Raw genomic sequence first — 25,963 nt, 5'->3', positions numbered from 1 at the left:
CCGCAGCGCCGAATGTCGGGTATCCGATCGAAGCACCACTCGCACCGACAGAGCCGAGACGACATGGTCACACAGAACATCGACGAGCACCCGAGCACCGAATCTCGTCCACCGCGTCGTAGATGGGCTGCTCACGCGATCTCCGGGGTCTTGGCCGCGGCTGTCGTCCTGGGCGTCGGTGAACTGGTTGCGTTGCCGATCAACCCGGACGCGTCGCCCTTCTACGCGGTAGGTGCGACTACCGTCGACCGAACGCCGGCGTGGGCTCGCGAGTTCGCGATCGACACTTTCGGTACCAATGACAAGCCGGCGCTGTTCATCGGAATGTCGATCTTGATCGTTCTGCTCGGTGCGGTGGCCGGGCTCCTGGAACGGCGACGCCGCCCGATCGGCAGTGTCATCCTTGTTCTTCTGGGCGCGGTTGGTGTGTATGCGGCGATGCAGCGCCCGACTGCCGACGCGATGTACGTGTTCCCGACACTGGTCGGTGTGGTGGCGGGCGTCGCAACCTTGCGGTTGCTGATCACACAACTCGAAGTGCCGCTCTCGCCGGGCGTCGCCGACTCGTGGTTGCCTCGTCGTCAGTTCCTCCTGCTTGCGGGTGCGGCGTTGGCAGTGGCTGCGGCAGCGGGTGCGGCCGGGAAGTTCGTGGGGCAGAGAATCGCCGGAGCAGTAGCGAATCGTGAAGATTTTGTCGTGCCCACCGCCGCTGACCCGGCGCCGCCGATTCCGGCGGGTGCGGACATCGCGATTGCGGGTGCGTCGACATACATCACGCCCAACGACGACTTCTACCGAATCGACACTGCACTCCTCGTTCCGCAATTGACGACGGATTCGTGGGAACTGCGGATTCACGGAATGGTGGACCGCGAGATGACGTTGTCGTTCGACGATCTGGTAGCGCGAACGCCCATCGAGCGAGTCATCACGCTGACGTGTGTCTCGAACGAGGTGGGCGGCGTTCTGGCCGGGAACGCGAAGTGGATCGGTTATCCCATGAAGGACCTGCTCGACGAAGTCGGTGTCCATCCCGACGCCGACATGCTCCTCTCGACCAGCGTCGACGGCTTCACAGTCGGCACCCCGGTCGAGATAGTCACCGACGGCCGTGACGCGATTCTCGCCGTGGCGATGAACGGTGAGCCGTTGCCGTTCGAGCACGGCTATCCCGTTCGGCAGGTCGTTCCCGGTCTGTACGGTTTCGTCTCCGCCACCAAGTGGGTGACGGAGTGGGAACTCACGCGTTTCGACAAGGTCGAGGCCTATTGGACCCAGCGCGGTTGGGGTGCGCAGGCACCGATCAAGACGTCCTCGCGTATTGAGGTGCCGGCAGCTCTGGCTCCCATCGAGCCGGGCCAGGTGCTGGTGGCGGGAACGGCCTGGGCGCAGCATCGCGGGATCGAGAAGGTCGAGGTTCGCGTCGACAACGGTGAATGGCAACCGGCGACACTGGCGCAGGAGTACTCGATCGACACCTGGCGTCAATGGTCGTGGATGTGGGATGCAGGCTCGGGTTTGCACACGGTGCAGGTCAGAGCGACGGATCTGGACGGGAACGTTCAGGTGGAAGAGCGCACTCCGCCGATTCCCGGTGGCGCCACGGGATGGCACACCAGGTCGTTCACCGTGAAGTGACGTCGGAATCCGAATGAGGTTCGGTATACAGACGAACAACGCGCTGAGCCATCCATCCGGCGATCAGGGTTCGCAGGCCGAAGTCGAACGTGTCGTCGGTTCGCAGTGGGGTCGTAGCCTCGCGCGTGATCTCGCTCGGGTTGGAGGATTGGGTCCATGCGACATCCGGCGTCGAGAGTTTCACGACTGATCCGAGAACCAGACTGTCCAGCGTGGAGATTGCGTGACGAGTGTCGGCCGAATCGAAACCCCCGTCCGAAAAAGCCTGAACCAGTGCAGTATCGATATCAAAAGTTACCTCGGTGCGGACGCTGCGGGTCATGAGTAGCGGGATGAGGCGCCAGTGCTCGACCGCAGCTCGGCGATAGGCCCACCCCCACGCGCTGATCCGTTCGCTCCATCCTGCCGGTGGGTGGGGGACAGAGATCGACGACATCACGCGGATGCGCATGAGTTCGACGATCTCGGATCGACCCGAAATATGTGTGTAGAGCGAAGACGGAGTCACGTTCAATTGCTTGGCGATCCCGGGCATGGTGAAGTCGCCGGTCGCGTCGACAGCATCCAGAGCCGCGTCGGTGATGTTTCGCGTGGACAGTATCGGCTGGGTGGGACGCGGCATCGATTCTCCTGGTGAGGGATTCGTCAGCAATCTCGGACTTCATCGAGTGATGACAACTCCTTGATTTCGGGAGCCGATATGCATCATACTAACCGAACCCTATTCGGTATGTCGGCGGAATCTTCCGGCGATCGGTACACGTCGGAGGAACATTCAATATGTCTGTCGTATGGCTGACCGGTGCAACGATCATCGACGGGACGGGCGCCGACCCGATCGAGAACTGCGCTGTTGCTGTGGAAAACGGGCGCATCAGTGCACTCGGTGGCACGCCACCCACGGGGGCGGAGGTGCTGGACTGCGCTGGGCTGACAATCACGCCCGGCCTCATCGACGCACACGTTCATCTCGGTGGATCGAGCGATCTCGCACCGAGCCTGCGGCGTCAGATCTCGGTAGCCGAGCTCGCTGCAGACATGTTCGCGACCTGCGCATCGACCCTCGACGGGGGATTCACCACTGTTCGTGACTGCGGCGGAATCGACGGTGGACTCGCCGGAGTTGTCGCCTCGGGCAAGATTCCGGGTCCGCGGATCATTCAGTGCGGCCCGATCCAGTGCCAGACCGGTGGACACGGACACCTGGCGGCCGAATGGGAGCCGACTTCGGACTGGTCCGATCATGACATCCCCGGATTACGGTGTATGTCTCTGCTTTCCGACGGTCCGCACGAAATGCGAAAGAACGTTCGCGAGACGTTCCGCAGGGGTGCGGACTTCCTCAAACTGTGTGTTACCGGGGGAGTGGTATCCACTCATGACAAGCTCACCGATACCCAGTTCACGGTCGACGAGATCGAAGTTGCCGTCGAGGAAGCCAATGCGCGCGGTACCTATGTCACGGTGCATGCCCACAACAACGAGGGAATCCGAAACGCTGTCACTGCCGGCGCGAAATGCGTCGAGCACGGCTCAGGTATCGACGACGAGACTGCCAAGTTGATGGCCGAGCACGACGTCGCGTTGGTGCCGACGTTGGCTGTGGTGCAGGCACTCTCGGACAGCGCGGCGTCAGCAGGTCTACCCGAATCGATTTCGGCTCGGATCGGCCAGATGATGCAGGGTCAGATCGACGGGCTTCTTGCTGCTCGAAATGCCGGCGTCAGAGTGGGGCTGGGATCGGACCTCATCGGTACCGATCAAACGGGCCGGGGAATGGAGCTAGTCCTGCGCGCCAAGGTCGAAACCCCGATGGACGCATTGGTTTCCGCTACCCGGATCAACGCCGACATTCTCGGTATCGCCGACGAGGTCGGCACCATCGAAGTCGGCAAGTTCGCCGACCTCGTTGCCTTCCGCGGCAATCCGTTGACGGATCCCTCGATCTTTGCCGATCGTGAGCGGATCGCACTCGTCATCCAGAGTGGGCGAGTGGTGAAGGACGGCCGGTAGCTCAACAGCGAGTGGCGAGGTCCGTCAGGGCCGAATGATCAGCTCGGCTGACTGGTAAGCCATAGGAAATCGCGACGGTCAAGTACTTGCCGGCGTAAAAGCATCGGTACGCAGGATCGGGCGGCAACCACTCACTGGGCGTGCTGTCGCCTTTCGACTGGTTGTCGGGGCCGTTGACGGCCAACAGGTTCAGAGACATGTCGTTCGCGAACCTCATCCGAAGCGCGGGCGTCCAGGAGTTCGCGCCGAAGTCCCAGGCGGCGGCGAGTGGGAAGACGTGGTCGATCTGGACGGACTTGGCCTGGCTGCGTTCGAATTCGATGCGATCACCGGAGTACGGGTCGGTCATCGCGCCCGACAGTACGACGCAGTCACGTGTTCCCGGTTTGAACACCACGTCCGAGAGATCTTGGGCCAGAACGTTGTTGCGGGTATCGCACCCGTCGTGGCCACCTGGAGCGTCCTGGTCGTCGGACCAAGCGGGGCCGAAGACGCAAGCCTCGCCGTTACCGCAGCCGCGCTCGTATCCACCCGGATGTGGGCGGGTGTCGACAATCGCTGTCCGGGACAGCAGCGATTCGAGCTCCGATCGTGTCGGGCTGCCCGGGGCCGACTCGAGACGCTCGTCCCCGAACCATCCGCAGGACGCGACGAGACATACGAGCACGAGCGTCGACAGGATCGCAGATAACCGTGCAACCACCTGTGCCCCCGTCCGTCGTAGACGGTGATTCAACGCCGCCCGTCGTAGACGGTGATTCAACGCCGTCCGTCGTAGACGGTGATTGAACCATCGTGGGCCGACAGGAATCAGCCGAACTCGATCACCACTTTGCCGGCGGCATGGCCGTCTTCGACTGCAGCGAGCGCTTCCCCAGCGCGGGAGAATGGGTAACGGCCGGACACGGACGGGTCGAGGGTCCCGTCGGCCACGAGCGCCGCGACCTCCGTGAATACTGCTGTAGTTCTTCGGCGTTCGACACCGCCGCCGCCGAGTCGGCTCGCCGCCAGAGGATCGGCGATGCTCAGGATCGGCGCGTCCGGTCGGGCGAGCTCAGCGCCGCGAGTGAGAGTGTCCCCGCCGACCAGGTCGAAAACCGCGTCCACTCCGCCTGGGGACAACGCGGACACTTCGCCTGCAAAGGCGTCTCCCGACGCAACCCACCGTGCTCCCGCTCCCTCGATCGCGGTTCGCTTGGACTCACTCGCGACGCCGATGACGTCGATGCCGCGAGACACCGCAAGCGCGGTCGTGCTTCGACCAACGCCGCCGCCGGCACCGAGGAGCAGGAGTGTTGCCCCGGGTTTCAGATCCAGACCGTGGAGAGCGTCGTAAGCCGTTCCCGCCGCAACCGTCAGCACCGAGGCATCGGCCCAGGACACGGTCGGCGGCTTGTGTGCTGTCGAGGAGACGTTGAGCAATGTCGACGCGGCGTAGCCGCCGAAGCCGGTAGCGGTAGCGCCGAACACTTCGTCGCCGACCTCGAACTCGGTGACCCGCGGACCTACTCCGATGACAACACCGGACACTTCGCGGCCCAGAACCGCAGGCAGCGTCACCGGGACAGTATCTTTTCGAGTACCCGCGCGAACTTTCCAGTCAGCGGGGTTGACGCCCGCCGCTCGGACCGACACCAGCAGTTGGCCGGCACCGGGCGGGGGCAAGGTGACGTCGAAGTAGGACTGTGTGTCGGGTCCGCCGTACTCGGTGAAGCCGTATGCCGTCGTCATGCCTGCCAGCCTATTGCCCGGTAGGCGGGAAGTGGTGTCGGTGGCACCTGATTGGATGGTCGGATGCTGCATGGACTCTGGTCACCGGGATCGGGGCTCAAACTGTGGGTCGACGGGCACGACGGTGCCGGGACCGACGATCCCCGTGATCCGGTCAGTGCTGTCCTGCATCGCAAGTTCCGTCATCGTGTGAATGTCGCTATGCCGCCCGTACCTGGCGGGCCTTTGCAGAGTGAGTACGCAGCTGTTGCGTTAGCGCCGCCGGACGCAGTCGATCTCCTGCTGCGGTTCAAGGCCGACGATCAGCGAATTGCGGGAGACCTGCACTTTCTCGTACATGTGGCGCGAGGAATAGACCGGTGGGTGCGCGCCGGACGGGTGGTCCCCGCACTGACGCGGGCTGAAGGAAGTTGGTGGCCACGCTGGCAGTTGTCGGTGGGGGAACGCCAGCGCGCCTGGATCGGCGAACTGGTAGTGGCGATGCCGCCGGTGCAGCGGGCGGTCGGTTCGCCGAGGGCGACGATCGAAGACATCACGAACGAACTCACGGACCCGATCGTCCGTCGTGCTCTCGGGGACTCGCATCCGGTGGTGCAGACCCCGCTGTGGCAGGCCGTGTTGTCCGGGGATGCTTTCGACGACGTGTCGGTACGAGCGGCCGAGGGACTCGCCGAATGGGGGTCGACGTTCACCGCCGGAGAGCCGGACCTGGTTCTGCGGCTGATCGAGCCTGAACTCGACGACAATTCCGATCCCGACGACGATGCGCTGTGGCGTCTGCACGTGTGTTTGCGTCCTGAAGGTGAAGCGCCCGAACGTGTTCGACTGCACCGGGCCGATCCCAAACGTATCCAGCTCGGCAGCCGCAAACTCGAAGAGGCAATCAAGGCTTACCCACGTTTTCGCGACGTGCCGCGCGACGAGGACAGTCTCGACCTGTTGCTGCCCACTCCTGTAGTGATGGACCTGGTCGGACACGGCGCGATAGTCCTGCGAGAGCGAGGGATCACGCTGCTGCTTCCGCGTGCCTGGAACGTGGTGTCTCCATCCCTGCGTGTGCGGGTGACCTCGGCGGCGTCTCCGATCGTTGCGGAGAATCGTACGGTCGGTATGGACCAATTGCTGGAATACGATTGGGAATTGGCGCTCGGAGACAAGGTACTCACCGCCGAGGAAATGACCCGACTGGTCGATGCGAAGTCCGATCTGGTCCAGTTGCGCGGCGAGTGGGTTCAGGCGGACAAAGACGTCCTGGCCCGCGCGGCTCGTTTTGTCAGTCAGCGGCATTCGAGCGGGGACCGAGCGATCGTCGATCTGATCAAGGACTTGATCGCCGACGACCTCAAAGACCTGCCGGTCGAGGAAGTGAAGGCAACCGGATGGGCCTCTGCACTGCTCGACCAGTCGGTGGCTCCGCGGCAGGTCGCGGTACCGTCGACGGTCAACGCGACTTTGCGTCCGTATCAACGACGCGGTCTCGACTGGTTGGCGTACATGAGTGCTCTCGGGCTCGGCGCTGTTCTGGCCGACGACATGGGTCTGGGTAAGACGCTGCAACTGTTGGCGTTACTTGCGCACGAGAAGTCCAAGACAGCAACCCTTTTGGTGTGCCCGATGTCGGTTGTGGGTAACTGGCAGCGTGAATCGGCGCGATTCGTGCCGAGCTTGCGCGTCTACGTTCATCACGGTTCGGATCGCGCTACCGGGGCGGAGTTGGAACAGGCAGTTCGTGAGAGTGACCTCGTGATCACCACCTACGCGCTCATGACCCGCGACGTCGCGGCCCTCAAGGATCTCGACTGGCGGCGCGTAGTGCTCGACGAGGCTCAACACATCAAGAACGCCAAGACATCTCAGGCCCGCGCTGCTCGCAGCATCCCCGCGGATCATCGCGTTGCTCTGACCGGAACGCCGGTGGAGAACCGACTGGACGAGCTGCGGTCAATCCTCGATTTTGCCAATCGCGGTGTACTCGGCTCGGAGCAGATGTTCCGCAAAAGGTTTGTCGTACCGATCGAGCGGGAAAAAGATCAGCTTGCCGTCTCGCGACTGCGAGCCGTCACGTCCCCCTTTGTGCTGCGGCGCGTGAAGACCGATCCCGCCGTGATCGCGGATCTCCCGGAGAAGTTGGAGATGACGGTTCGAGCGAATCTCAGCGAAGAGCAGGCCGCGTTGTACCGCGCCGTGGTGGACGAGATGATGGCGCAGATCAAGGGGACGGAAGGGATGAAGCGCAAGGGCGCCGTCCTGTCTGCGCTGACCAAACTCAAACAGGTGTGCAATCATCCCGCGCACTTCCTGCGCGACGGTTCGCCGGTGATGCGCCGCGGGCAACACCGTTCGGGAAAGCTCGGACTGGTCGAGGACATCGTCGAGTCGGTCATCGGCGACGACGAGAAGGTTCTGTTGTTCACACAGTTTCGTGAGTTCGGCGAATTGGTGGTGCCGTACCTGGCCGACCGGTTCACCACCGAAGTTCCGTTTCTCCACGGCGGAGTGTCGAAAGCCGGGCGCGACGCCATGGTCGAGGCATTCCAAGGTGAAGGCGGCCCGCCCATCATGGTGCTCTCGCTCAAGGCCGGCGGCACGGGTCTGAATCTCACGGCGGCCAACCATGTGGTTCACCTCGACAGATGGTGGAACCCGGCGGTAGAGAACCAGGCGACGGACCGTGTCTTCCGCATCGGTCAGAGAAAGAACGTTCAGGTACGCAAGATGGTGTGCGTCGGAACCTTGGAAGAGCGAATCGACACGATGATCGCGAGTAAAAGTGAACTCGCCGAACTTGCAGTCGGGACCGGTGAGAACTGGGTGACGGAGATGAGCGTCGAGCAATTGGACGAGTTGTTGCGACTCGGCGACGACGCGGTGGGCGAATGAGTCCGCGCGGCAAGGGCCCCGATTTCAGCGAGTACACCGGGTCCCGACGGCGAGCACCCGCGCCGGTCAAACCTCGTCCAGCGTTCGGGAGAACATTCTGGGGCAAGGCTTTTGTCCGCGTCGTCGAAGAGATCGGCGACAAACCTCGTGTCACGCGTGGGCGAACGTATGCGCGTTCGGGTCAGGTTTTGGCGCTCGACATCGAACCGGGAGTGGTGACGGCCGAGGTTCAGGGCAGCCAACTTCAACCGTTCGTTTCCACGCTGTCGATCGACACTCTTGATCAATCGGATATCGACGACATCATCACCAAGATCCGCCGAGTGCCGGGAAGCCTTGCCGCGCTGGTGTCCGGCACTGTCCCGGACATGCTTGCTGCCCAACTGATACCGGACGGCCCGTCGGCTTTCCGATTCGACTGCACCTGCCCCGATGTCGGCTGGCCGTGCAAACACGCTGCGGCCGTGGCGTTCTTGACCGCGGAGCGAATCGACACCGATCCGCTCAGGTTGCTGAGACTTCGCGGGGTCGACCTGGAGCAGTTGATCGGGGGAGTAGAAGACGAGTCGACTGTTTCGGTGGACGTCGAGAATTGGTTCGGAATCGCGGCTGCCCTCCCTGCGCTACCGAAGGTGCCTTTTCGCGCGGCGATCGACGATCTGGATATCAGGCGGTTGCGCGAGGCGGTTGCGGCATTGGGATTGGACATGGCTCAGCAGAACGTCGCCTTGGACGAAATACGGTCCATCTACCGACGGTTGGACGGTTGAAATCGGACAACTCCGGACTGGTGCTAGTTTCCTGTCGTAAATTCCAGTATCGTTAATTGGACCGGTCCGGTCGGGACCTGCCTGCGATTTCAGGTCGTTGTCGTCGGCGAATAGACGACTATTCATTTCTCGGAGGGACAGTCGCTGTGATGCCCGTTCATTTGCGCGACAGCGCAATACCCAAACACGAACAGTTGCGCACCATTCTCCTGCGCAAGTGCACCCAAGAACTCCAGCCTGGCGACTTGATGACCAGCGAGCGAAACCTGATGCAGGACTACGGCGTCAGTCGGATCACCGTTCGCGAGGCAATCGGGCAACTGGTCAATGACGGACACCTCGTTCGCGTGCGTGGCAAGGGAACCTTCGTTGCGCACCGTGCTGTCCAATCCAAGCTGCACCTTGCATCCTTCACCGAGGAAATGCGCGCCCAGGGGCATCACCCCACGACGGTGGTCCTGGTCAGCGAACAGGGGCCGGTCCCCGAAAATACTGCTGCCGCACTGAATATGCGACCGGGTTCCGACGGTTACCACGTCAAGCGCTTGCGCCTTGCCGACGGCGAGCCGGTGAGCGTGGACGACGGCTGGTTCAATCCCGAACTGTTGCCGGGTTTACTCGACATGGACTTGACGGGTTCGATCTATCGGGCAACCGCCGACAAGTACGACAAGCCGATCGATCGGGCAGAGCAGACAGTCAGTGCCGATGGTGCCAGTACGGAGATCGCGACTCTCCTGGGCACTCGTAAGGGCGCTCCGGTTCTGTACTTCGATCGAGTGTCGTTCAGCGAGATCGCACCGGTCGAGCACACTCGCAGTTGGTACCGATCCGACCGCTACCAGTTGCAGATGGAAGTCCAGGGCCAAGCGCGGCCCAAAACGCGCGGCGACCAATAGTCATCGTTCGAAGCGAAAGGGCGAGCACACCTTCCGGTGTGCTCGCCCTTTGCGTTACGCCGACCAGTCGAACAGAGTGTCGCCAGTGGCGACGTCCCCACCGACGGAAGGGGATTCGACGGTGTCCGGTTTGGAATCCATCACGACTACCGGGCAGATCGCCGAGTAACCGGTCGTGTCGATGTGCGCTGGATCGAAGCTGACGATGGGATCACCGGCATTGACGGTGTCACCCTCGGCGGCGATGAGGGTGAATCCGTCGCCTTCGAGCTTGACCGTGTCGATGCCGATATGGACCAGCACGCCGGTGGCTTTCTCGCCGAAGATCACGAACGCGTGGGGGTGAAGTTTCAGGATCTTTCCGCTGATCGGCGCCACGACCGTGAGTGGGCCCTGACCGCGAGCGGGTTCGATCGCGACGCCCGAGCCGACCATCTGCTGAGCGAACACCGGGTCCGGTACGTCAGCGAGTGCGACGACCCGACCGGGGAGCGGGGCGAGGACGACCGTCACAGGATGTCCTCGATGTCCTCGGCAAGGGTGTCGGCCTCGGGCCCGACGATGACCTGGACAACCGTTCCGGCCTTGAGTACGCCGTGTGCGCCGGCAGCCTTGAGAGCGGACTCGTTCACCTTCGCTCCGTCCTTGACCTCGGTACGCAGGCGGGTGATGCAAGCCTCGATCTCGACGATGTTCTCTGCGCCGCCGAGGCCTTTGATGATTGCTTCCGCTTTCGACATTTGCTGCTCCTGATTGTCGGGTTGGTCGTGATCGTTGAACGGTCGTACAGGTGGGCTGACTAGTTGCTGGTCAAGGCTATCCCGGTTACGTATGTCACATTTGGGTGTTGACAACTCGCCTCCACCAGGTAAAACTACAACTGGTTATGACCGGACAGTACCCGTTGGAAGTCCGGCTCCACAACAGTTTCGACAAAACGGTTTCGGCCTCACTTCCGAGCAAGAACCGTGACCTGCATTTTCACGAAACCTGCACGTGTACGACACCCGAATTTCCAGAACCAGCGGCCGATCGCGACGCGGCCCGGCGAACGAAGAAGGTCCTTGATGACTCTCGAAGACACCCCGAAGAAGGAATCGAAAGTGTTCGCCGGGGTTCAACGCCTCGGCCGAAGCTTGATGCTTCCGATCGCCGTTCTGCCGGCTGCGGGAATCTTGCTCCGCCTCGGCCAGGACGACCTGCTCGGGCGATTCAGTTCGATGCACAGTGCTGCTGCAGTGATCTCTGCGGCAGGACAAGCAGTCTTCACGTGGCTGCCGCTGATCTTCGCCGTCGGTATCGCGATCGGCTGGGCCAAGAAGGCCGACGGATCGACTGCCTTGGCAGCCGTCGTCGGCTACATGGTGATCGACGGCGTGTTCAAGGCGATGTCGCCGATCGTCCTCGAAGGGAAGACGGACCCGAACGGGGATCAATCCCTGATCAACTACGGGGTGCTCGCCGGTATCGTGATGGGCTTGCTGTCGGCGATCTTGTGGCAGCGGTTCTATCGAACGAAGCTTCCCGATTATCTCGGGTTCTTCAACGGGCGCAGGCTCGTTCCCATCCTGACAGCGATCACCGGTCTTGTGGTCGGTGTCCTGATGGCATTCGTGTACCCCTTGTTCAACTCCGGCCTCAACTGGGTCGGTGAAGCAGTTGCTTCCAATACCGTTGTGGGCGGCGGCATTTACGGCGCAGCGAACCGCCTCCTGATCCCCACGGGCCTGCACCACATCTTGAACTCCGCCGTGTGGTTCCTGATCGGCGACTACCAGGACGCGAGCGGTCAGATCGTTCGCGGTGACCTCAACCGGTTCTTCGCCGGCGACCCCTCCGCCGGTACGTTCATGACCGGCTTCTTTCCGATCATGATGTTCGCCCTCCCCGCTGCAGCCTTCGCAATCTGGCGTAACGCCAAGCCTTCTCAGAAGAAGCTCGTCGGCGGCATCATGCTCTCCACCGGCCTGACCGCATTCCTCACCGGTATCACCGAGCCGCTCGAATTCTCCTTCATGTTCGTCGCGTGGCCCCTGTACGTCATCCACTCGCTCCTGACCGGAACGTCGATGGCCTTGGTCAATGCGCTCGGGATTCACGACGGATTCACGTTCTCCGCAGGCTTCTTCGACTACGTGTTGAACTTCGGCAAGGCAACCAACGCATGGATGTTGATCCCGATCGGACTCGGCTACGCCGTGATCTACTACTTCCTTTTCAGCTTCGTCATCAAGAAGTGGAATCTGCGCACGCCAGGACGAGAAGAAGAGGTCGAGGTGGCTGCAGGTGAGCCCGACCCAGCGCTGCTCGAAGCCGAACTGGCACTGGCTGCCGAAGGTGACAGCCGCACCGACGCCCCGCTCGTCGCCGAACTGGAAAACAAGCTCGACAAGGAACTGGAAGGACGCTGAACATGGCGATCGCAACCACGACAATCGGATCCCGCGTCGGACTCCACGCACGACCCGCAGCGCTCTTCGCGCGCGCCGCAGCCGATCTACCGGTAGACGTCACCATCGCGCTCGGCGACGGCGAACCCGTCGATGCCTCCAGCATGTTGTCTGTCATGACTCTCGGTGCAGCATTCGGGGATTCGGTGACCTTGCGTGCTGACGGTGACGGCGCCGACGCTGCGGTCGGTTCGCTCGCAGAGCTTCTCGCATCCGAACTGGACGACGCCTGATGACGGCGAGTGTGGACAACCGCATCGCGGGTATCGGAGTGAGCGCGGGTTCGGTCTGCGCGCCGTGGTTGCGATTCTCCACGCCTGAGCCGACCTCGGCGTCGGACCCGATCACAGGCAGTCCCGAGGCGGAGCTGATCAGGATCCGTGAGGCACTGGACGCCGTCGCGGAGGAATTGCTCTCGCGTGCAAAGACAGTCGAGGGCGTCTCCGCGGAGATCCTGACGACGTCGGCTGCGATGGCGCGCGACGCGGGCATCGTGAAGGCGGCCAAGGCGAACCTGGAATCGGGGCTGCCGACCGCACACGCCGTCGCAGTTGCCTTCGACGCCTTCTGTGAAAAGCTCACGGCGCTCGGCGGGTACATGGCCGAACGGGCAACCGATCTGCGCGATCTCGGGCAGCGAGCCGTGGCCGTTCTTCGCGGGGAGCCGATGCCCGGAATCCCCACTCCCGGTTACCCGTACATACTGGTGGCGCGCGACCTCGCTCCGGCGGATACAGCGACGCTGGGCACCAGTGACGTGGTCGGATTGTTGACTGCCGAAGGAGGTCCGACCAGCCATACGGCTATCTTGGCGAAGTCGCTCGGAATCCCGGCCGTGGTCAACTGTTCGGGAACCGATCTGCTGGCGGAGGGGAAACTTCTCATCCTCGACGGCACCACCGGGACGGTCACCATCGATCCCTCGGCAGAAACGCGCGAGCGCGCTGTCCTCGAAGCATCGTTCGTGGCAGAGCAGTCGGCTTCGGCACAGGGTCCAGGACGCACGCGTGACGGGTTCGCGGTGAGGTTGTCGGCCAACATCGGAACCCTCGAGGACGCCGCGCGGGCCGGAGCGGCGGATTGCGAGGGCGTCGGACTGTTTCGTACCGAATTCTCGTATCTCGGGCGTCACGACGCACCGTCGGTGGAGGAGCAAGCACAGACGTACGCGTCGGTGCTCGGGCACTTCGCCGGACAGAAGGTGGTGGTCCGCACTCTCGATTCGGGTTCGGACAAGCCGTTGCCGTTTCTCGATCTCGGGGTCGAGGAGAATCCGGCCCTTGGTATCCGCGGGCTCCGTGTCGGCACGGTTTATCCCGACACGCTCATCAGCCAGCTCGACGCCCTCGCGGCGGCAGGCGATGCGACGGGCGCCGATCTGTGGGTCATGGCGCCGATGGTAGCTACGGCCGACGAGGCGAAAGACTTTGCAGAACTTGCGCGTTCGCGGGGGATCGGCAAGGTCGGAGCAATGATCGAGGTTCCAGCTGCAGCGTTGCGGGCGAAGGATATCCTCGAGCACCTCGATTTTGTCAGTATCGGTACCAATGATCTGAGCCAGTACACCTGCGCCGTGGATCGTATGGCCGGAGGCCTGGCGCAACTGCTCGATCCGTGGCAGCCGGCGGTCCTCGATCTGATCGCGATGGTCGGTCAGGCGGGCGCCGATGCCGGAAAACCTGTTGGTGTGTGCGGAGAATCCGCGTCGGACCCGCTGTTGGCTCCGGTTCTGGTCGGTTTGGGCGTGACGAGTCTGTCGATGTCGGTCCCGGCATTGGGCGCAGTTCGCGCGCAACTGGTCTCTCTCGATCTGGCGGTGTGCAAGGACATGGCCGCGGCGGCGCGGGGCGCGCGAAACCCGATCGAGGGTAGAGCGGCCGTCGCGCGGATTCGCGAGTCGGCATGAGTACATCAGGCTCGGCTACTGTCGGCGATCCGATCGTATTGCGGGGAACTGTGATCGGATCTCCGGCCGGGAAGATTCACGACGGAGTCGTCGTAGTGGACGGCGAAAAGATCAGTTGGGTCGGCTCGGCTGCGGACTATGTGGCGTCCACACCCGTCGTCGTCATTCCGGAACGCACCGACGCGGTGATCATGCCCGGCCTGATCGATGTCCACAGCCACGGCGCCGCGGGTGCTGGTTTCCCGAACACCGACGCCGATGGAGCGAGCCGCGCGGCGGCGCATCATTGTGAGCACGGCACGACCGGAATGCTGGCCAGCCTGGTCTCCGCACCGCGCGCAGATCTGGTGCGACAAGCAACGATGCTCGCCGATCTGGTCGAACGCGGAGAACTTCTGGGTATCCACCTCGAGGGGCCGTTCATCAACGGCGTCCGCTGCGGTGCCCAGGATCCGGCGGCGATCATTCCCGGTGATCCGGATCTGCTCGAAGCCGTGTGTGACGCCGCGCGTGGGACCGTGCGGTCCATGACCTTGGCGCCCGAGACCGAGAATTTCGAAGAGTTGCTCGCGATCATGCGTCATCGCAACATCGTGCCGAGTTTCGGTCACACCGATGCCGACGCGGCAACGACGTCGGCGCGGATCGATGCTGCGGTGCAGGGGGATTGGGCCGGACAGATCAGCGCGACCCACCTCTTCAACGGGATGCCGCCCCTGCACCATCGATCTCCGGGTCCCGTCGCGGCGTGCCTGGCGGGTGCCGCGAGAGGCGAGATGGTGGTGGAACTGATCGCAGACGGTGTGCATCTTGCGCCCGAGACCGTGTCGATGGTCTTCGACGCTGTCGGACCGGACCAGATCGCCTTGGTCAGTGATTCGATGGCCGCGGCGGGAATGGACGACGGCGACTACCAACTCGGTGCGCTCGACGTCACGGTTGCCGACGGAGTGGCAAGACTCGCGACCACCGACGGCAGTTCCGGTGCCATCGCCGGAGGGACTGCAAGATTGCTCGACGTGCTTCGCAGCACTGTCTTCGACGGCGGCGTCGCGCTGGAAGACGCTGTGGCAGCGGCAACTCGGAGCCCAGCGCGTCTGCTGGGACTTGGCGACCTGATCGGATCGCTAGCCGTGGGCTGCCGAGCCGACATCCTGATCACCGATCGTCACTTGCGCCTGGGGCGTGTACTACTCGGCGGAAAAGTCGCCGGAAAGGAAAAATCATGGAAATCGTAATTCAGCCGACACCCGCGGAGGTCGACTCGACCGTCGCGGACATCGTCGAAGGCTACGTCAGAGCCGGGGCGACGACGCTCGGTCTCGCAACGGGGTCGTCGCCGATCGGAACCTATCGTGAACTGGCAGCGAGGCATCGCGACGCCGAACTCGACTTCTCGCTGGCTCGGGCATTCCTGCTCGACGAGTACCTGGGATTGCCGAAACGCCATCCGCAGTCGTACTACTCGGTGATTCGGTCGGAGTTCGTCGATCACGTCAACCTGGATCCCGCGATGGTGTCCAGTCCCAACGGTGAAGCGCCGTGCCCGGAGCAGGAGATCGCCCGGTACGACCAGAGCATCGCGGCGGCCGGGGGAGTGGACGTGCAGTTGCTCGGCATCGGTACCGACGGCCACATCGGCTTCAACGAGCCCGGATCGTCGTTGACCTCGAGAACCCGCGTGAAGACGCTGACCGAGCAGACCCGGATCGACAACGCACGCTTCTTCGACGGTGTGGACGACGTCCCACATCACGTGCTCACCCAGGGGCTCGGAACCATCAGCGATGCAAGGCATCTGGTGATGATCGCGACCGGAGAAGGCAAGGCTGACGCGATCGCCGCTGCCGTCGAAGGTCCGTTGTCTGCCTTCTGCCCGGCTTCGGTGATGCAATTGCATCGCCATGTCACCGTCGTCATCGACGAAGCTGCGGCCAGTTCACTCAAACTTGCCGACTACTACCGGTATGCGCTCGAACACAAGCCGTCGTGGCAGTCCTTCTGACATGACGGTTCTGGAGCTGGCTGTGCAGGACGTGCGGGGGGCGAGGATCGCGCGTTCGGTGGGAGCGACTCGAGTCGAGTTGTGTGCGGCACTCGGCCCGACGGGGGGATTGACGCCCAGCATCGGAGTGATCGAGGCTGTGTCGGAAGTGGGGATCGCGGTTCACCCGCTGATCCGTCCGCGCGCCGGAGGTTTTGTGTTCTCACCCGACGAAGTGTGGGTGATGGAGCACGACGTACATGCTGCTGTGGCCGGTGGAGCTTCCGGCATCGTGATCGGCGCGCTGACAGAAGACAATTCGATCGACACCGTCGTGCTGCGCCGCATCATCGGATGCGTGGACCGGGCGAGAGTCGAGGTGACAGTACATCGTGCGATGGACGTGGTGACCGACCGTCTGACCGCGCTGGACGAACTGATCGACCTGGGCGTGACCCGCGTGCTGACGTCCGGGGGTGCGGACACTTGCAATGAGGGACTCGACGAGATCGGTCGAATGGTCGAACATGCCGCGGGCCGGATCCAGATCATGGCCGGTGGCGGAATAACCGTCGACGACATCCCGGCAATCGCCGCCGTCGGCGTCGATGCGGTGCATCTCTCGGCGCGCAAGGTTGTCGCAGTTTCCGGCGGACCTGGTGGGGGATCGGACGGATACGACGTCACCGATGCAGTAGTCGCGCAGGAAGCGGCAGCCGCGCTCCGCGCTGTGCGCCTTTATTAACCCCCCGCGGTTAATAAAGGCGCACAGCCCTTGGGCTCTAGACATACATGGACATCCAACTATAGGATGGTAGACATATTCACTGCTGCCTCCTGGGCGGTCCATACGAGCAAGGAACGGGTTAGCACAATGGTTGAAAATGCGACGGTTCACGAGTTGACGCACTTCGTCGGTGGCAAGCGTGTTCCCGGGACATCTGATCGATTTGCGGACGTGTTCGATCCCAACACCGGCAAGGTGCAGGCCCGCGTTCCCCTCGCGAGCAAGGCCGAGACCGAAGCCATCATCGCCAATGCCGAAGAGGCGCAGCAGGTGTGGGCAGCGTTCAACCCGCAGAAGCGTGCCCGCGTGCTGATGAAGTTCCTGCAGCTCGCCCAGGCCGAGATGGATTCTCTGGCCCGCCTCCTCTCGTCCGAGCACGGCAAGACCGTCGCCGACGCCAAGGGCGACATCCAGCGTGGCCTCGAGGTCATCGAGTTCGCCGTCGGCGCTCCGCACCTGCTCAAGGGTGAATTCACCGAGAGTGCCGGCACCGGCATCGACGTGTACTCCATGCGTCAGCCGCTCGGCGTCGTCGCCGGTATCACGCCCTTCAACTTCCCCGCGATGATCCCGCTGTGGAAGGCCGGCCCCGCCCTCGCCGCCGGTAACGCCTTCATCCTCAAGCCCTCCGAGCGCGACCCCTCCGTGCCGCTGCGCCTGGCCGAGTTGTTCCTCGAAGCGGGACTGCCCGCGGGTGTGTTCAACGTGGTCAACGGTGACAAGGAAGTTGTCGACGTTCTGCTCACCGACGATCGCATCAAGGCCGTCGGCTTCGTCGGCTCCACGCCGATCGCTCAGTACATCTACGAGACGGCCGCAGCTCACGGCAAGCGCGCACAGTGCTTCGGTGGCGCCAAGAACCACGCGATCGTCATGCCGGACGCCGACCTCGACGAGGTTGCCGACGCCCTGATCGGTGCGGGCTACGGCAGCGCCGGCGAGCGTTGCATGGCCATCTCGGTTGCCGTTCCCGTCGGCGAGGAGACCGCGGACGCTCTTGTCGCGAAGCTGAAGGAGCGCGTCGCGAAGCTCAAGATCGGTCGCAGTGACGACGAAGGCGTCGATTTCGGACCGCTCGTTTGCCAGGATGCCCTCGACCGCGTCAACAACTACGTGCAGATCGGCATCGACGAGGGCGCAACGGCAGTCGTCGACGGCCGCGGCTTCACCCTCGAAGGCCACGAAGGTGGATTCTTCGCCGGCGCAACCCTGTTCGACAACGTCACCTCGGACATGCGCATCTACAAGGAAGAGATCTTCGGACCCGTCCTTCAGGTGGTCCGCGCTGCCGATTACGAAGAGGCACTGCGTCTTCCGACCGAACACGAGTACGGCAACGGCGTCTCCATCTTCACCCGCGACGGCGACACCGCGCGTGACTTCACCGCTCGCGTCAACGTCGGCATGGTCGGCGTGAACGTGCCGATCCCGGTCCCGATCGCGTACCACACCTTCGGTGGCTGGAAGCGCTCCGGATTCGGTGACCTGAACCAGCACGGTCCCGACTCCTTCCGCTTCTACACCAAGACCAAGACCGTGACGCAGCGCTGGCCTTCCGGCAAGAAGGAAGAGACCAACCACTTCGTCATCCCCACGATGAACTGATCGGAACACTTTCCATGTTTACTCTGACCGATGACGAGCGGGCGATTCGTGACACTGCCCGCGACTTCGCGGCCGAGCATCTGGCGCCCAACGCAGTGGAGTGGGATCAGACCAAGCATTTCCCGGTGGACGTCCTCCGTAAGGCGGCGTCCCTGGGAATGGGCGGTATCTACATTCGTGAAGACGTGGGTGGCAGTGAGCTGAGTCGCGTCGACGCTGCCCGGATCTTCGAAGAGCTGGCCAAGGGCGATCCGTCGATCGCCGCGTACATCTCCATCCACAACATGGTCACGTGGATGATCGACCAGTTCGGCAACGACGAACAGCGCCACAAGTGGGTTCCCGGACTCTGCTCGATGGATCAACTGGGCAGCTACTGCCTCACCGAACCCGGCGCTGGCTCCGATGCTGCGGGCCTGAGCACCAAGGCCGTTCGCGACGGTGACGACTACATCCTCAACGGCGTCAAGCAGTTCATCTCCGGCGCAGGCACTTCCGACGTGTACGTCGTGATGGCGCGCACCGGATCTGCCGGCGCCAAGGGGATCTCGGCGTTCATCGTGCCCAAGGATTCGCCCGGACTGTCCTTCGGTGCCAACGAGGTCAAGATGGGCTGGAACGCGCAGCCCACCCGTCAGGTGATCTTCGAAGACGTGCGAGTTCCTGCCGCCAACATGCTCGGTGAAGAGGGCAGCGGATTCCGCATCGCCATGAAAGGTCTCAACGGCGGCCGGCTGAACATCGCCGCCTGTTCGGTCGGTGGGGCCCAGGCAGCGCTGGAGAAGGCAGTCGCATATCTGGTGGACCGCAAAGCTTTCGGTTCGGCACTGATCGAGTCGCAGGCCCTGCAGTTCCAGCTCGCCGACATGCGTACCGAACTCGAAGCGGCCAGGACGTTGCTGTGGCGCGCCGCTGCCGCACTCGAAGACGGAGCGTCCGACGTCGTGGAGTTGTGTGCGATGGCCAAGCGCTTTGCCACCGACACCGGGTTCGACGTAGCCAACAAGGCTCTCCAGCTTCACGGCGGGTACGGCTATCTTGCTGAGTACGGGATCGAGAAGATCGTCCGCGATCTTCGGGTTCATCAGATCCTCGAAGGCAGCAACGAGATCATGAGGGTGGTCATCGCGCGCAGCGTGGTCGCATCAGGTCAGGGAAAGCAAGGAGCAGCATGAGCGACGAGCTCGAGGTATTGATCGAAAAGCGTGACGGACTGGGGCTCATCACTCTCAACCGTCCCAAGGCGATCAATGCCCTCAACCACTCGATGGTCAAGGCGATGGCCAAGGCCCTCGAGGAATGGAAGTCCGACGACGACGTCAAGGCAGTCGTACTCACGGGCGCCGGCGAGCGTGGTCTGTGCGCCGGCGGCGACATCGTCTCGATCTACCATGACGCCAAGGACGGCAAGACCGGTTCGCTCGACTTCTGGCGTGAGGAGTACATCCTCAACTCCGAGATCGCGAACTACCCGAAGCCGTACGTCGCGATCATGGACGGGATCGTCATGGGCGGTGGCGTCGGAGTGTCCGCACACGGCGACATTCGCATCGTGACCGAGCGCTCGATGATCGGAATGCCCGAGACCGGAATCGGTTTCATTCCAGACGTGGGCGGAACTTACCTGCTCTCGCGTGCTCCCGGTGAACTCGGGACGCACATCGCGCTCACCACGGCGCGACTGAGCGCCGGCGATGCCATCGCAGCAGGTTTCGCTGACCACTTCATCCCGTCGGAGAACATCGAGACGTTCATCGCCGCACTCGCGTCGTCTTCGGTTGCCGACGCCGTGGCGCAGTACGCGGAGCCGGCTCCGGTGTCGGAACTGTTGGCCCAGCAGAGCTGGATCGACGCCGCGTACTCCGCCGACGACGTATCCACCATCGTCGAGCGTCTTCGCGCAAGTGGAATCCCCGAAGCGGAGAAGGCAGCGGAGCAGATTCTCGGCAAGTCCCCGATTGCATTGTCGGTGACCCTGCGATCCCTGCGGCATGCCAAGGAAGCAGCAAGCTTGGAAGAAGTCCTCAACGAGGAGTTCCGGGTCTCGACCGCTGCGCTCGCCTCACACGATCTGGTCGAGGGCATTCGCGCCCAGGTCGTGGAGAAGGACCGAAACCCGAAGTGGTTGCCGGCAACTCTCGACGACGTCACGGCAGAATCCGTCGACGCCTACTTCGCCCCGCTGGGCGACAACGAGCTCGGACTCGCCCCTCAACCGCAAGGCAACTGATCACCGCCGAAGGAGCATCACTAATGAGCACCATTGGATTTATCGGACTCGGTCACATGGGTGGCCCGATGGCGGCCAATCTCGTCAAGGCCGGACACAAGGTCGTCGGTTTCGACCTGGCACCTGCGGCGCTGGAGCAGGCAGTCAAAGACGGTGCATCGGTGGCGGATTCGGCGGTCGACGCCGTTCGCGGTGCCGACGTCGTGATCACGATGCTGCCGAGCGGTAAGCACGTTCTGGGTCTGTACGAAGAGCTGCTGCCGGTGGCAACACCGGGCACGCTGTTCATCGACTGTTCCACCATCGACGTCGCCGACGCCCGCGAGGCACACGACAAGGCCGAAGCGGCCGGTCACCGCAGCGTCGACGCACCGGTCTCCGGTGGAGTCGTCGGGGCTACCGCAGGCACGCTGGCATTCATGGTCGGCGGTTCCGAGGCTGACTTCCAAGCCGCGTCACCGTTGCTGGACGTGATGGGCCGCAAGGTCGTTCACTGCGGCGACGCCGGTGTCGGCCAGGCAGCCAAGATCTGCAACAACATGATCCTCGGCATTTCGATGATCGCGATCAGCGAGGCGTTCGTGTTGGGCGAAAAGCTCGGCCTGAGCAACCAGGCGCTCTTCGACGTGGCGTCCAACGCCTCGGGGCAGTGCTGGGCACTGACTACCAACTGCCCGGTTCCGGGACCTGTGCCCACCAGCCCGGCCAACAACGACTACCAGCCTGGCTTTGCTGTTGCACTGATGGACAAGGACCTGGGTCTGGCAGCAAATGCGCTGCGCAACAACGGCGTCGATGCGGAGATCGGACTCAAGGCCGCGGAACTCTACAGTCGCTTCCATGCCGCGGGCGGTGGCGGTCAGGACTTCTCTGCCATCATCAACGACATCCGTGACCGTTCGACCGAAGGACAGTAGTGGCCGACTTCAACACCATCATCCTCGAGCGTAAGGGTCGCGTCGGCGTCATCACGCTCAACCGCCCGAAGGCTCTCAACGCGCTGAACTCCGAGCTGATGAACGAGGTCGTCGCCGCGGTTGCCGACCTCGAGGCGGACAACGGCATCGGAGCCATCCTGATCACCGGTTCCGAGCGCGCCTTCGCCGCCGGTGCCGACATCAAGGAAATGCAGTCCAAGACGTACATGGACGCATACGTCGAGGATTTCTTCACCCCGTGGGATCGCGTCGCAGCAGCTCGTAAGCCGCTGATCGCCGCCGTCTCCGGATACGCGCTCGGTGGTGGCTGCGAGCTTGCGATGCTCTGCGATTTCATCATCGCTTCGGATACCGCGAAGTTCGGCCAGCCCGAGATCAAGCTCGGTGTCATTCCGGGTATCGGTGGCTCGCAGCGCCTTACGCGCGCCGTGGGCAAGGCCAAGGCCATGGAGCTGTGCCTCACCGGCCGCAACATGGACGCAGAAGAAGCCGAACGTGCAGGCCTGGTTGCCCGGATCGTTCCGGCCGCCGATCTGCTCGACGATGCCCTGAAGACCGCAACCACCATCGCCGAGATGTCGCTGCCGATTGCGATGATGGCCAAGGAAGCAGTCAACCGCTCCTTCGAGACCACCCTCGCCGAGGGCGTCCGCTTCGAGCGTCGGGTGTTCCACTCGACCTTCGCGACGGAGGATCAGAAGGAAGGCATGACCGCGTTCGTGGAGAAGCGGTCGGCAGAATTCAAGCATCGCTGAATTTCAACAGCGCCGAATTTCAACAGCGCTGAAACTGCCCTCACACTCGTCGAGAGTGTGAGGGCAGTTTCTTTGTGTGTACGGGTGGTCGGTTCACCACTTGGTCGGTGCGCCGCCGGTGTCGAAGTCACCCGCAGTCTTGCGAAGTTCAGTGAGGATCGTCACCAATTGCTCGAGCTTGTCCTGCTGGAGTCCGGGGTGAGCGAACACCTTGCTGTTGAGCATTTCGGTGGCTTCGAGGGCCAGTGCGCGACCGGCGTCCGAGATCTCGATGAGCGTTGCACGGCGATCGCTGGGATGCGGGACCCGCCTGACCAACTCCGCTTTCTCCAAACGGTCGACGGCATTGGTGACGCTGGTGGGGTGAACCTGGAGTCGGGCACTTGCCTTGGCCATCGGGAGTGCGCCCGACCTGGTGAAGGTGAGAAGCGTCAGCAGTTCGTAGCGGGCGAAGGTCAGCCCGAGAGGCTTGAGTACCTCTTCGACCCGCGCCATCATGATCTGCTGCGCACGCATCACCGACGTGACCGCAGCCATACCGTCGGCGACATCGCTCCAACCGTGCTTCGTCCACTGACGATGCGCCTCTTCGATGGGGTCGAGGGGGAGCGGCGCGGGGGGAGACATAAGTTCGATCATCCCATGCTGGCAAGCGGTCGGGTGCCTTGTCTGATTGTGTGTCGCAGCCGCTTACGTCTGTAGAGTCCCACGGGTGATTTCAATCCTCGTAGCGGGTGGCGTCTCGTTGTTCGTCGCGCTCTTCCTGACTCCGTTTCTCATTCGTGTGCTTTCGCGGCAGGGGCTCGGGCACGAGATTCGGATCGAGGGTCCGCAGAGTCATCAGGGCAAGCGTGGCACCCCGTCGATGGGCGGGATCGCGATCATCGCCGGTATGTGGGCGGGCTACCTGGCGGCACACATCATCGGATTCGGCTCGCGGCTACCGCGGCTGTCTGCATCCGGTTGGCTGGTTCTCGCGCTCGCCACGTCACTGGGAATCGTCGGCTTTCTCGACGACTTCATCAAGATCCGTAAGAAGCGCAATCTCGGGCTCAACAAGACAGCGAAGACCGTCGGTCAGCTGGCGAGTGCCATCATCTTCGGCATTTTGTTCCTGCAGTTCTCCAACAACAACGGAGTCACTCCCGGAAGCCAGTACCTGTCCCATGTTCGTGACATCTCGGTGTTCTCCATGGGTGCCATCGGCTTTGTGGTCTTCTTCTGCATTCTGGTGTTCGCCTGGTCCAACGCCGTCAATTTCACCGACGGCCTCGACGGTCTCGCGGCCGGTTCGATGGGCATGATCCTGGGGACCTACGTCGTCATCGCCGGTTGGCAGTACCGGAACTCGTGTGTCCTCGAGCCTGCCGCCGGTTGCTACGACGTTCGTGACCCTCTCGATCTAGCGATCGTCGCTGCCGCCGCAGGCGGGGCGTGCCTCGGCTTCCTCTGGTGGAATGCCGCCCCGGCTCAGATCTTCATGGGCGACACCGGCTCCTTGGCACTCGGCGGCCTGGTTGTCGGCCTGTCCGTCACGACGCACACCGAGCTGCTGATGGTCATCATCGGCGCCCTGTTCGTCGCTGAGATCCTGTCGGTGATCATCCAGGTTCTGGTCTTCCGATCGTCCGGTCGACGCGTATTCAAGATGGCCCCGATCCATCATCACTTCGAGTTACTCGGTTGGCCGGAAACCGTCGTGATCGCAAGATTCTGGATCTTCGTCGCGATCTCGTGCGTCCTGGGACTTGCCACCTTCTACAGCGAGTGGTTCTCCGCTGCCGGTTAGACCGATTCACTCTTTCGGGTCGTAGCCAGAAGAGCGATCAGACCGAGCGACACACACGCCGTCATCGTGACGGCCAGGGCTGTGCTCGTGTTTCCCAGTAGGCCGACGGCCGGCGCGATGGCCGCACCGACGCCGAACTGGAATGCACCGAGCATTGCGGCGGCAGTACCGGCCGCTTCGCCGTGACGAGCGAGCGCCAGTGCCGGGGCGTTGGGCAGAACGAACCCGATGGCGCCGGCCATGACCCACAGTGCGATCACGAATCCAGCGAGCCCGCCCAGTTCCAGGACCGCGACAGCAATGACGACGGCCCCGGAGACAACGGCAGCCACGAGGGCCCACTTGGTGATCTGCTGAGGAGTCCACCGGTCGAGCAGTCGGACGTTGACCTGGGAAGCGCCGATCAACGCGATAGCGCCTGCGCTGAAGAGCAGCGCGAACTCCTGCTGGTTGAGGCCGTACTGATCCTGATAGACAAACGACGCGCCCGAGACATACGCGAACAACGACGCCATGCCGACGCTGGAGACGAGCGTGAGGACCATGAACGTGCGGTCGCCGAGCAGCGAACCGTAGGTACGGAGAACCGACGTCAATCCGCTCGGGCGACGCTTTTCCTTCGGCAATGTTTCGGACAGTCCGAACGCACCGATCATCGCCGTGCCGACGCCGATCAGTGCCAGGACGACGAAGATCCCGCGCCAGTCGAGGGCGACGAGGAGGGCGCCACCGATGCTGGGCGCCAGGATCGGCGCAACGCCGAGCACGAGCATCAGCCGGCTCATCACGACGGCAACGGTGTTACCGCTGTAGAGGTCGCGCACGATCGCCATGGTGACCACTGCCGCGGCCGCCGCGCCCATGCCCTGGAAAACCCGCAGGATGCCGAGGACAGCGATGCTCGGTGCGAAGACCGCCAGCAGCGAAGCCAGGATGTGCACACCGATCCCGGCGAGCAGCGGCTTCTTGCGGCCGAGAGTGTCCGAGAGCGGCCCGACCAACAGCTGTCCGAGTGCGAGGCCGATGAGAGTTCCGGTGATCGTCAGCTGAACCGTTGACGACGAGACTCCGAGATCGGCGCCGATATCCGGCAGCGCGGGCAGGTACATGTCGATGGTGAAGGGCCCGAGCGCGGTCATGGAACCGAGGGCAAGAATCTTCCCGACGCTCGGCTTGCGGTCGACACTGCTCGTATCCAGCGGGGCCGTCTCCAAGAGCGGAGCTGCCTTCACAGGCGGGGCGATGGCGGTGTTCTCGGCACTCATGAAACCTTCTGGGGTGTCTGGGTCTGGCGAATTGCTCGGTCGTTCGGTCGAAAGTCGGGCCGCAATCGAATGACCTGCGCCCACCGAGGGAGTCAGCATCGAGACTGACCGATTTGTTCCCGAAAGGCCCGCACTTTTCCCAGAGACTGGAACGCTTGGTGAGAATGCACTCGAATCATGCTGAGCGGAACTGTGGTTCGAGATCGTCACTCAGGGCAGAGTTACTCACTGACGCGGGTGTGGCTGAGTGGCTAGGCACCGGCCTGCAAAGCCGTTCACACGGGTTCGAGTCCCGTCATCCGCTCGTGTCGGAGACCGGCAGG

At 63.0% G+C, this 25,963-nt stretch carries 24 protein-coding genes and 1 tRNA gene; 18 read left to right on the top strand and 7 right to left on the bottom strand.

What is annotated here, in order from left to right; genetic code table 11:
• Window positions 1–63: 63 nt before the first annotated feature.
• Complete coding sequence (locus A0W34_RS19085) at window positions 64–1,638, top strand: molybdopterin-dependent oxidoreductase (RefSeq protein WP_020908339.1); 1,575 nt, start codon at window positions 64–66, stop codon at window positions 1,636–1,638.
• On the opposite strand, the gene A0W34_RS19080 is transcribed toward A0W34_RS19085, so the two are convergent.
• Complete coding sequence (locus tag A0W34_RS19080; protein WP_007726121.1) at window positions 1,625–2,260, bottom strand: TetR/AcrR family transcriptional regulator C-terminal domain-containing protein; 636 nt, start codon at window positions 2,258–2,260, stop codon at window positions 1,625–1,627. The two genes, A0W34_RS19085 and A0W34_RS19080, sit on opposite strands and share 14 nt — an antisense overlap.
• A gap of 158 nt (window positions 2,261–2,418) precedes the next feature.
• On the opposite strand from A0W34_RS19080, the gene A0W34_RS19075 reads away from it, so the two are divergent.
• Complete coding sequence (locus tag A0W34_RS19075; protein WP_007726122.1) at window positions 2,419–3,651, top strand: metal-dependent hydrolase family protein; 1,233 nt, start codon at window positions 2,419–2,421, stop codon at window positions 3,649–3,651.
• Window position 3,652: 1 nt separating this feature from the next.
• Here A0W34_RS19075 and A0W34_RS19070 read toward each other — a convergent pair whose 3' ends face one another.
• On the bottom strand, window positions 3,653–4,354 hold the full coding sequence (locus tag A0W34_RS19070) for an HNH endonuclease family protein (RefSeq protein WP_081558096.1): 702 nt from the start codon (window positions 4,352–4,354) through the stop codon (window positions 3,653–3,655).
• A gap of 107 nt (window positions 4,355–4,461) precedes the next feature.
• Entirely contained in the window at window positions 4,462–5,382 is a 921-nt protein-coding gene (locus A0W34_RS19065) for an NADP-dependent oxidoreductase (RefSeq protein WP_198035658.1), read from the bottom strand.
• Between the two features lie 63 nt (window positions 5,383–5,445).
• On the opposite strand from A0W34_RS19065, the gene A0W34_RS19060 reads away from it, so the two are divergent.
• The 3 genes from A0W34_RS19060 to A0W34_RS19050 all read left to right on the top strand — a co-directional run bounded on the left by A0W34_RS19060 (window position 5,446) and on the right by A0W34_RS19050 (window position 9,931).
• Window positions 5,446–8,262, top strand: coding sequence for a DEAD/DEAH box helicase (locus A0W34_RS19060; protein ID WP_081558095.1), 2,817 nt, complete (start codon window positions 5,446–5,448; stop codon window positions 8,260–8,262).
• The gene (locus tag A0W34_RS19055) at window positions 8,259–9,032 is read left to right on the top strand and encodes an SWIM zinc finger family protein (RefSeq protein ID WP_081558094.1); all 774 of its coding nucleotides are present in this window, start codon (window positions 8,259–8,261) and stop codon (window positions 9,030–9,032) included. The genes A0W34_RS19060 and A0W34_RS19055 overlap by 4 nt, the downstream gene beginning before the upstream one ends.
• 149 nt (window positions 9,033–9,181) lie before the next feature.
• Window positions 9,182–9,931 carry a GntR family transcriptional regulator gene (locus A0W34_RS19050; protein ID WP_007726130.1) on the top strand — a complete coding sequence of 250 codons (750 nt, stop codon included), beginning with the start codon at window positions 9,182–9,184 and terminating at the stop codon, window positions 9,929–9,931.
• A 54-nt stretch (window positions 9,932–9,985) separates the two neighbouring features.
• On the opposite strand, the gene A0W34_RS19045 is transcribed toward A0W34_RS19050, so the two are convergent.
• Window positions 9,986–10,444 carry a PTS sugar transporter subunit IIA gene (locus A0W34_RS19045; protein ID WP_081558093.1) on the bottom strand — a complete coding sequence of 153 codons (459 nt, stop codon included), beginning with the start codon at window positions 10,442–10,444 and terminating at the stop codon, window positions 9,986–9,988.
• Window positions 10,441–10,671, bottom strand: coding sequence for a glucose PTS transporter subunit EIIB (locus tag A0W34_RS19040; RefSeq protein ID WP_003941324.1), 231 nt, complete (start codon window positions 10,669–10,671; stop codon window positions 10,441–10,443). The genes A0W34_RS19045 and A0W34_RS19040 overlap by 4 nt, the downstream gene beginning before the upstream one ends.
• Window positions 10,672–10,998: 327 nt before the next feature.
• Between A0W34_RS19040 and A0W34_RS19035 the strand changes: the two genes are divergently transcribed.
• From A0W34_RS19035 to A0W34_RS18985, 11 genes are all read left to right on the top strand, one after another.
• Window positions 10,999–12,342, top strand: a complete 1,344-nt coding sequence (locus A0W34_RS19035; protein WP_003941307.1) for a PTS transporter subunit EIIC — start codon at window positions 10,999–11,001, stop codon at window positions 12,340–12,342.
• A 2-nt stretch (window positions 12,343–12,344) separates the two neighbouring features.
• Entirely contained in the window at window positions 12,345–12,614 is a 270-nt protein-coding gene (locus A0W34_RS19030) for an HPr family phosphocarrier protein (RefSeq protein WP_065456343.1), read from the top strand.
• Entirely contained in the window at window positions 12,614–14,287 is a 1,674-nt protein-coding gene (gene ptsP / locus A0W34_RS19025) for a phosphoenolpyruvate--protein phosphotransferase (RefSeq protein ID WP_081558092.1), read from the top strand. The genes A0W34_RS19030 and ptsP overlap by 1 nt, the downstream gene beginning before the upstream one ends.
• A complete protein-coding gene (locus tag A0W34_RS19020) occupies window positions 14,284–15,525 on the top strand; it encodes an N-acetylglucosamine-6-phosphate deacetylase (protein ID WP_081558091.1) in 1,242 nt (413 codons plus the stop codon). The genes ptsP and A0W34_RS19020 overlap by 4 nt, the downstream gene beginning before the upstream one ends.
• On the top strand, window positions 15,513–16,292 hold the full coding sequence (gene nagB, locus A0W34_RS19015) for a glucosamine-6-phosphate deaminase (protein ID WP_007726140.1): 780 nt from the start codon (window positions 15,513–15,515) through the stop codon (window positions 16,290–16,292). Before A0W34_RS19020 ends, nagB begins: the two co-directional genes overlap by 13 nt.
• A gap of 1 nt (window position 16,293) precedes the next feature.
• Window positions 16,294–17,016: a copper homeostasis protein CutC gene (locus A0W34_RS19010; RefSeq protein ID WP_050655248.1), complete on the top strand. Its 723-nt coding sequence runs from the start codon at window positions 16,294–16,296 to the stop codon at window positions 17,014–17,016.
• 129 nt (window positions 17,017–17,145) lie between these two features.
• Window positions 17,146–18,663 (top strand): CoA-acylating methylmalonate-semialdehyde dehydrogenase, encoded by a 1,518-nt coding sequence (locus A0W34_RS19005; RefSeq protein ID WP_003941275.1) that lies wholly within the window; start codon window positions 17,146–17,148, stop codon window positions 18,661–18,663.
• 14 nt (window positions 18,664–18,677) lie between these two features.
• A complete protein-coding gene (locus A0W34_RS19000; protein ID WP_007726145.1) occupies window positions 18,678–19,838 on the top strand; it encodes an isobutyryl-CoA dehydrogenase in 1,161 nt (386 codons plus the stop codon).
• The gene (locus A0W34_RS18995) at window positions 19,835–20,893 is read left to right on the top strand and encodes an enoyl-CoA hydratase/isomerase family protein (RefSeq protein WP_042923165.1); all 1,059 of its coding nucleotides are present in this window, start codon (window positions 19,835–19,837) and stop codon (window positions 20,891–20,893) included. The genes A0W34_RS19000 and A0W34_RS18995 overlap by 4 nt, the downstream gene beginning before the upstream one ends.
• 23 nt (window positions 20,894–20,916) lie before the next feature.
• Window positions 20,917–21,810: a 3-hydroxyisobutyrate dehydrogenase gene (mmsB, locus tag A0W34_RS18990; protein WP_003941308.1), complete on the top strand. Its 894-nt coding sequence runs from the start codon at window positions 20,917–20,919 to the stop codon at window positions 21,808–21,810.
• Entirely contained in the window at window positions 21,810–22,586 is a 777-nt protein-coding gene (locus tag A0W34_RS18985; protein WP_081558090.1) for an enoyl-CoA hydratase, read from the top strand. The genes mmsB and A0W34_RS18985 overlap by 1 nt, the downstream gene beginning before the upstream one ends.
• 93 nt (window positions 22,587–22,679) lie before the next feature.
• On the opposite strand, the gene A0W34_RS18980 is transcribed toward A0W34_RS18985, so the two are convergent.
• On the bottom strand, window positions 22,680–23,213 hold the full coding sequence (locus tag A0W34_RS18980; RefSeq protein ID WP_020970065.1) for a MarR family winged helix-turn-helix transcriptional regulator: 534 nt from the start codon (window positions 23,211–23,213) through the stop codon (window positions 22,680–22,682).
• Window positions 23,214–23,298: 85 nt separating this feature from the next.
• Here A0W34_RS18980 and mraY point away from each other — a divergent pair, with 85 nt between their 5' ends.
• A complete protein-coding gene (mraY, locus tag A0W34_RS18975; RefSeq protein ID WP_003941316.1) occupies window positions 23,299–24,375 on the top strand; it encodes a phospho-N-acetylmuramoyl-pentapeptide-transferase in 1,077 nt (358 codons plus the stop codon).
• Here mraY and A0W34_RS18970 read toward each other — a convergent pair.
• Complete coding sequence (locus A0W34_RS18970; protein WP_100084653.1) at window positions 24,372–25,640, bottom strand: multidrug effflux MFS transporter; 1,269 nt, start codon at window positions 25,638–25,640, stop codon at window positions 24,372–24,374. The genes mraY and A0W34_RS18970 overlap by 4 nt on opposite strands.
• 233 nt (window positions 25,641–25,873) lie before the next feature.
• Here A0W34_RS18970 and A0W34_RS18965 point away from each other — a divergent pair.
• A tRNA-Cys gene (locus A0W34_RS18965) sits at window positions 25,874–25,944 on the top strand.
• The last annotated feature ends 19 nt before the right edge of the window (window positions 25,945–25,963 follow it).

Origin of the sequence: Rhodococcus sp. BH4, from assembly GCF_002079265.1 — a bacterium.
Taxonomy (GTDB): Bacteria; Actinomycetota; Actinomycetes; order Mycobacteriales; family Mycobacteriaceae; genus Rhodococcus_F; species Rhodococcus_F qingshengii.
The sequence above is the reverse complement of the archived record's forward strand: the minus strand, read 5'-3'. Positions and strand labels throughout refer to the sequence as shown.

What these genes read in the sequence shown, in the direction of transcription:
- ptsP (WP_081558092.1), top strand. Translation starts at nt 12,614, where the DNA reads ATGACGGCGAGTGTGGACAACCGCATCGCGGGTATCGGAGTGAGCGCG.
- A0W34_RS19050 (WP_007726130.1), top strand. Translation starts at nt 9,182, where the DNA reads ATGCCCGTTCATTTGCGCGACAGCGCAATACCCAAACACGAACAGTTG.
- A0W34_RS19035 (WP_003941307.1), top strand. Translation starts at nt 10,999, where the DNA reads ATGACTCTCGAAGACACCCCGAAGAAGGAATCGAAAGTGTTCGCCGGG.
- nagB (WP_007726140.1), top strand. Translation starts at nt 15,513, where the DNA reads ATGGAAATCGTAATTCAGCCGACACCCGCGGAGGTCGACTCGACCGTC.
- A0W34_RS19040 (WP_003941324.1), bottom strand. Translation starts at nt 10,671, where the DNA reads ATGTCGAAAGCGGAAGCAATCATCAAAGGCCTCGGCGGCGCAGAGAAC.
- A0W34_RS19080 (WP_007726121.1), bottom strand. Translation starts at nt 2,260, where the DNA reads ATGCCGCGTCCCACCCAGCCGATACTGTCCACGCGAAACATCACCGAC.
- A0W34_RS18980 (WP_020970065.1), bottom strand. Translation starts at nt 23,213, where the DNA reads ATGTCTCCCCCCGCGCCGCTCCCCCTCGACCCCATCGAAGAGGCGCAT.
- A0W34_RS18995 (WP_042923165.1), top strand. Translation starts at nt 19,835, where the DNA reads ATGAGCGACGAGCTCGAGGTATTGATCGAAAAGCGTGACGGACTGGGG.
- A0W34_RS19085 (WP_020908339.1), top strand. Translation starts at nt 64, where the DNA reads ATGGTCACACAGAACATCGACGAGCACCCGAGCACCGAATCTCGTCCA.
- A0W34_RS19005 (WP_003941275.1), top strand. Translation starts at nt 17,146, where the DNA reads ATGGTTGAAAATGCGACGGTTCACGAGTTGACGCACTTCGTCGGTGGC.
- A0W34_RS19060 (WP_081558095.1), top strand. Translation starts at nt 5,446, where the DNA reads ATGCTGCATGGACTCTGGTCACCGGGATCGGGGCTCAAACTGTGGGTC.
- A0W34_RS19055 (WP_081558094.1), top strand. Translation starts at nt 8,259, where the DNA reads ATGAGTCCGCGCGGCAAGGGCCCCGATTTCAGCGAGTACACCGGGTCC.
- A0W34_RS19075 (WP_007726122.1), top strand. Translation starts at nt 2,419, where the DNA reads ATGTCTGTCGTATGGCTGACCGGTGCAACGATCATCGACGGGACGGGC.
- A0W34_RS19065 (WP_198035658.1), bottom strand. Translation starts at nt 5,382, where the DNA reads ATGACGACGGCATACGGCTTCACCGAGTACGGCGGACCCGACACACAG.
- A0W34_RS19020 (WP_081558091.1), top strand. Translation starts at nt 14,284, where the DNA reads ATGAGTACATCAGGCTCGGCTACTGTCGGCGATCCGATCGTATTGCGG.
- mmsB (WP_003941308.1), top strand. Translation starts at nt 20,917, where the DNA reads ATGAGCACCATTGGATTTATCGGACTCGGTCACATGGGTGGCCCGATG.
- A0W34_RS19000 (WP_007726145.1), top strand. Translation starts at nt 18,678, where the DNA reads ATGTTTACTCTGACCGATGACGAGCGGGCGATTCGTGACACTGCCCGC.
- A0W34_RS19030 (WP_065456343.1), top strand. Translation starts at nt 12,345, where the DNA reads ATGGCGATCGCAACCACGACAATCGGATCCCGCGTCGGACTCCACGCA.
- A0W34_RS18970 (WP_100084653.1), bottom strand. Translation starts at nt 25,640, where the DNA reads ATGAGTGCCGAGAACACCGCCATCGCCCCGCCTGTGAAGGCAGCTCCG.
- A0W34_RS19010 (WP_050655248.1), top strand. Translation starts at nt 16,294, where the DNA reads ATGACGGTTCTGGAGCTGGCTGTGCAGGACGTGCGGGGGGCGAGGATC.